General features: G+C 40.6%; 4 protein-coding genes. 1 reads left to right on the top strand and 3 read right to left on the bottom strand.

Annotation, left to right across the window (positions count from 1 at the left end):
* The first annotated feature begins 480 nt into the window (after positions 1-480).
* The gene (locus LHW48_11610; protein ID MCB5261093.1) at positions 481-849 is read left to right on the top strand and encodes a hypothetical protein; all 369 of its coding nucleotides are present in this window, start codon (positions 481-483) and stop codon (positions 847-849) included.
* 20 nt (positions 850-869) lie between these two features.
* Here LHW48_11610 and LHW48_11605 read toward each other — a convergent pair whose 3' ends face one another.
* From LHW48_11605 to LHW48_11595, 3 genes are all read right to left on the bottom strand, one after another.
* Entirely contained in the window at positions 870-1832 is a 963-nt protein-coding gene (locus LHW48_11605) for a hypothetical protein (GenBank protein ID MCB5261092.1), read from the bottom strand.
* Positions 1829-3877 (bottom strand): PHP domain-containing protein, encoded by a 2049-nt coding sequence (locus LHW48_11600; protein ID MCB5261091.1) that lies wholly within the window; start codon positions 3875-3877, stop codon positions 1829-1831. Before LHW48_11600 ends, LHW48_11605 begins: the two co-directional genes overlap by 4 nt.
* A gap of 9 nt (positions 3878-3886) precedes the next feature.
* A partial coding sequence (locus LHW48_11595) for an ATP-binding protein (protein MCB5261090.1) occupies positions 3887-5612 on the bottom strand: 1726 nt, incomplete at its 5' end.

Genomic DNA, 5612 nt, shown 5'->3' with positions numbered 1-5612 from the left:
ATTTACTAAAACTATGTCCAAGTGGTTTTCTGCAAATGCTTTTCGGATATCCTATTCTCTCTTAGACTTACCTATTTTGTCCAAGTGATCGCTATTTGCAGATTTCAGTGACTCTTTATAGTATCACCATTCTTTCAATTCGGCGATTTCGGAGCCTGGCGATATCACGATTATTTCAAAACGATATCACGATTTTTTTCATACGGATTTGTTAAGTGAAATCACTGGAACAAATTAGAGATTTCCGATTTCGAATTGATTAAACAGGGCTTAGTAACCGTGAAATATCACGATTATTTCAATAGCACTTTGTAAGGTATTTAATAGCTGCTGATTAATACAGCTCCATCTTCAATCTGATCGGTATCCAAGACATTAATCTGTCTTATCGTATTGAGCGGAAAGGACTTGACCACCTGTGCGAGGGGTGCATAGTAGCACCCATAAATCAACAGTCGGGTAACCGAGAAGGAGATCAAGATGACCAAGCAAGAAAAGAATCCAAGGGGCAAGCAACACTGGAGGATAGTTAAATCAGGCAGACAACTTATTCTGATGCATGACGATGGAACTGAACAGCCAATCGAGGAGATCGCTAAGAAAGATGATGTCCTTCACTTAGGCACAACAATGAGGGTAATCGAGATGGATAAATCGGGATTAGATAGCGACCCAGCTGATGACGATCCATATGCTAATGAGTTCCACTACAAGAGCTGGTGGAATCAATTTCGAGGTCCCTGGTTGCAGTCGGATAAGATGACCGAGGATGAGATCAGAACCAGGGCTGATGATGCCTGGGAATGCGGAGACTACAAAGAAATGATAAACTTGATAAAATCGCTATAGCTACTCCAATTACAAGAGATTCAATAGATGCTCAGTCGAGATTTGGCGCGGTAACATTTGGGTATATCTATCCAGTATAGGTATTTGTCTCTAAACTCAAGCAAACTCTGTTCTAAGAAACAATCCATAGTGTCCACTTCCAGTAATATGTTGAACATCTGTTGATACAAGGTTTCCCAAGTCATACATATTAGCTTTGCCCGAAACTCAGGCTTAACAAACTCACGAGCCTTAACAGCTTGGTTTTTGACTGTTACGTTTAATTCGGGATACAAGAAGATTAGGTAACTACTTTCATCTATATGTACTAAGTTCCTCATGATTTGATAGTTTTCAATAAAACTCTCGCAATTGTTCCATTCGCAAGAGATAACTTTTAAGGCCAGTTTTTTATATAGGTTATCGTACTTCTCCACATAGGTTGCCATCTTTTTCTTTTCAATTCCTCCAAATCCTTCTTCTGTATACTTCACTTCAAACAAGAGTTTTGTGCTTTCACCCGATATACATAAATCAAAGTTGGTCGGGTTCTGACCATGGTATCCGTCCAAAGATGATTCATGCTCAAACTCGTAGTTCATAAGTTTTGGGTTCTTAATATCGATTTTCTCCAAACATTGACTCTGGATAGCCGTAATGATTGAATTCTTTATCGAGTTATTTACAGCAAAGGGATAGAAGAAATTCAAGCACATTGCTTGGGATGAGTTAAGATGATGGTAGTATTGTTGCAGCTTGATTCTTTCTGTTTTAATATAGCTCCAGCATGAATCTCTGTATGTTGATATAATGTTTTCTTTCCGTATATTGTTCTTGCTATACTTTTGAAAGGAGTTTTCGCCATCGATTACTGGAAGTATGTGATCATGAGTCACAAAACTATTCTCTTTTTTACTCAGCCACCATTTCCCATTATCTTCGATTTTTAATACGTCCCGTTTATAATCACCCATGTGTTCTAGTACTTCTTTTTTAAAACTCATGATTCCTCCTTCGAATCAGTCTTAGTATCTTTGTATGTTTCGTCAAACTCAACACTGAAATTCGCTTTTAACCAAGCACTATGATATGCGATTTTAGTCAATGTCTCTGCATGATACATGGGGAAAGCCTTTCTGCCATATCTTCTTAGCAAGCTGACAGCATGGCTTATTATTGGCTCAGGGATACCTTTCTCAAATGCTTTGGCAGAAAATATTTCAAGTATTAGATTAATGGCTTTGGGCTTTCCATGTATCAGCAATCTCTTAAATTGTTTGGCTTCTACATCGGTGTATCCTGCTATCTGTTGGACAATGTCAACCGTCTGCTCATGATATATGATCATGCCATAAGTCTCTGCTAAAATGCTTTTAAGTATAGGATGTGGATATGCCTGCATTTTCCTGCGTCTGTTTATGTAGTCATTAAAGCGTTTATCCGGTTTTACCGTATTAAGCACAATAAATGCCATCAGTTCATCGAAGCAGCAAGGTATAAATTTCTGTAATGCTTGCCGGGAGCGTTTTGCATCAAGATGAAAGACACCCTCAGTTTCACCTTTTGCTATCAATGCATAGGTTATAACGTCATTGAGTGGAATCGTATCCGGGTTTATAGACAGCCCCCGGTTTTCCTTAATCAGAGCTAAGCAGTTCTGCATATCAATAAGAGCGTCCAGCTCAAAAATGTACAATATTGGGTAACCGAGTTGCTCTAAAGCATGAATGTCAAATTGGCTATATGGTAATGATTGATTACGTGGCACAATTGGCAATGGAGCATTATTTGGAACTATAGCAAAGACTGTGGGCATGTATCCAATATATTCAAATACACCTTCTAAGTACGATGTAATGCTTACTGCCTTTGAGTAGAGATAGTTTTCCAAGGCGAAACAAGAGAAATCAATAGATTGCATTATCGCATCAAAAACAGACTTTGAGTACTTTGGCATCATATCAGTCAGCCATTCTATTTTGTCTTCAGAGACACCTAATACCCTGGCCACAGCACTAAACAGGTTTTTTGTGGAATAGCGACCATATGTGCTTACGGGTACGATTTGAAAGTCATTGAAGCCGTTTTGCACAGTTTCAACTAAATCATCCAGCATGCCAGATGGAATGTGTAAGTTGACTTTGTTCTTGGCTTTATATGATAAATAAGTGCATTCAGGAAGTCTGCACTGCTGCACTTTATCGAGGATGTCCGAAACATTATGATTCATCTGTATGGGGAGCTCAGACAAGAGATCAAGTTCAATACTCTCAGCAATTGTGAGGGTATTCGAAATAGCATGTGGAGGATGATCGATGAGCTTTTTCATCTCCTGGGGTGTTTTGAAATAGTATTCATTGCAGGCAAAACGCTTGCTCTCAGCAGATTTGAAGTCCATTCCCAGGCGCATGCAATTCAAGGCATCGATTGCTTCAGGTTGTCGCTTATCTATATAATGGCAGTCGTTTGTCAATACCACCTGAGTCTTAGTTTGGAACGCCAGGTTCAGTAGCAGATTCATGGCAATTGCTTCCTTGGGTAATCCATGATTCTGAAACTCCAGATAGTACCTGTCACTAAAGACAGACTTGTACCACTCGATGGTTTGAAGAGCATCATCCTGCTTATCTTCAAGAAGGAGAGTACCCAGTTCTCCCACGACGCTGAATGAGAAACAAAGCAACCCTTCATTATGCGCTGCTAACTGGCTTTTACAAATCTTAGGGTCAGTGCTGTCATACTCATGGGCAAGACTGATCAATCTGGCGAGATTGTGAAATCCTACCATATTTTGTGCTATGAGGATCAAAGAGAAGGCTCTGCCATCGCTCATATTGTTCAGAACACTGATCTCCAGTCCAATGATGGGTTTTATGCCTTCTTCATGACACTTCTGACTAAACCTTACTGCTCCGGCTATTGAATTTCTGTCTGTAATTGCTACCGCAGGCATCTTTAGCTCCTTGGCTCTTTTGACCAGCTTTTCTATCTGGCATGCGCCATCGAGCCAACTGTATTCAGTGTGAACATGCAAATGAACAAACGACATTTGCTCCTCCTAAAATCCTATAATCTTTGTTGAGTTATTGCCTGCCCAGGGCTGCTCAAGAGCAGCGTATTTGACGATATCGGCCATCGTGAGGCGTTTAAACTTACCAGAGCGAGTAATGGCTTCACTACACGCATTATTCACGACAAGGGCTATCTGTCCGCCTGTGAATTCGTAGGTCTTTGCCAGATATTCAATATCGATGTCTGTCGCACCAGGGATATCTTTACTAACGTGTAGCTTCCAGAGCATTATGCGGCAAGGGAGATCGGGTGGATTGAACTTTAGTTTCAGGTTAAACCTGCGGAAATATGCTTCATCGATGTTTTCATCCAGATTTGTGGTGAGAATCATTATCCCCGGAAAGCTCTCCATTGCCTCCAGGATGATGTTTTGAATTGAGTTATCTGTTCTGGAACCATAGCTATTCCTTTCGCTTCTATTATGAACAAGCTGATCAGCTTCATTGATGAGAAACACCGGGGGATTATCCATTTCGACAGACATCTTGTGCATCAAATCAAAGGAATTCTTGACCAGCTTCTCGGACTCGCCATAATAACTATCACGTAGAGCTGAGCAGTCTAATCCGACTAATGGCTTCCGAAGAGCATTTGCCACTGCTCCAGCTGCATAAGTTTTGCCTGTTCCGGGCTGACCATAGAACAGAGCAATCATTCCTTTCTGAGAGTTATGTCCGATGTTTAGTCCCCAATTGGCAAAGTCTTGGCAATCCTGTTGTTCGTAGCGGAGGCTCAATGACATTAGCAGAGACTTGTCATGCTTTGGGAGAATCAGATCATCGATTGATTGCTCTACATGAACCAATTTTAAGGCATTATTCTGCGACAGATAGTAATTTACCTGAGGCTTTTTTGTTGATTTTTGCTCTCCACAGAGTCGTAGCTTCAATTCTTCGGGGATTGAAAATTCTCTTCGATTGGCAAAGCTTCTTACGTCTTCTACTTGTAGCAGGCATTGGGCAGTAAGTTTGGAATCTGGTCTTAAATAACGGGAGTAGCAACTAATTTCTTGGTCACTATTACAAATGATCCCAAGCAACTCATTTTCTGTTATGCAATTATCTTGTGTTAACTGGGTATAGAGAACCAATATCAGGATGCAAATTTCGATCTTATCAAGCTTATGGTCATTAATGAGCTTGGTGATAACCAACTCATTTCGGGCTTGACCAAGCTTCACAAGCAAAGGCTCAAGGCATAAGAAGAAAACATCCGCCTGGATACTCTTGGATCTTCTCCGGCGGTTTCCCTCAATTTCACCAAAGCAACTGAAGATTGTATTCATGCACTGATTCAAATCACTGATGAAATCAGAATCAGACAGCCAATCATGGGCGATAAGTCTGCCAATTTCATTGGGTATACTCCTGCCAAGTATCTTCATGATCAATAGATTGCTCAGCATAAACTCGCCCGACAGCAGAATTATCGGATTGATATGATAGTCACTCTTGATCGTTTCATCAAATGTGATAAGCTTGCGGTCAAGAAGGCTCTCGATGTATGCCAGGCAGGTATTGGTATCATAGACATTCATCTTTAGTTCTCTGCAGAGGGCATTCCAGGACATACTTGTACCCATACACTCTATGTGCTTTTTCCATAGAATGGCAATGCACAGTACATCCATCTTGGTCAGCTGATACTCAACAAATTCTGGATGCGAGATCAATGGGGAAATCTCTTTGCTTAGTTTTCGCTGTGATACTTGT

Source organism: Candidatus Cloacimonadota bacterium (assembly GCA_020532355.1).
In the GTDB taxonomy this organism is placed as follows: domain Bacteria; phylum Cloacimonadota; class Cloacimonadia; order Cloacimonadales; family Cloacimonadaceae; genus UBA5456.
This window is presented reverse-complemented; position numbering and strand designations above follow the sequence as displayed.

Coding starts and splice junctions, on each gene's coding strand:
- LHW48_11610 (MCB5261093.1), top strand. CDS start 481: ATGACCAAGCAAGAAAAGAATCCAAGGGGCAAGCAACACTGGAGGATA.
- LHW48_11605 (MCB5261092.1), bottom strand. CDS start 1,832: ATGAGTTTTAAAAAAGAAGTACTAGAACACATGGGTGATTATAAACGG.
- LHW48_11600 (MCB5261091.1), bottom strand. CDS start 3,877: ATGTCGTTTGTTCATTTGCATGTTCACACTGAATACAGTTGGCTCGAT.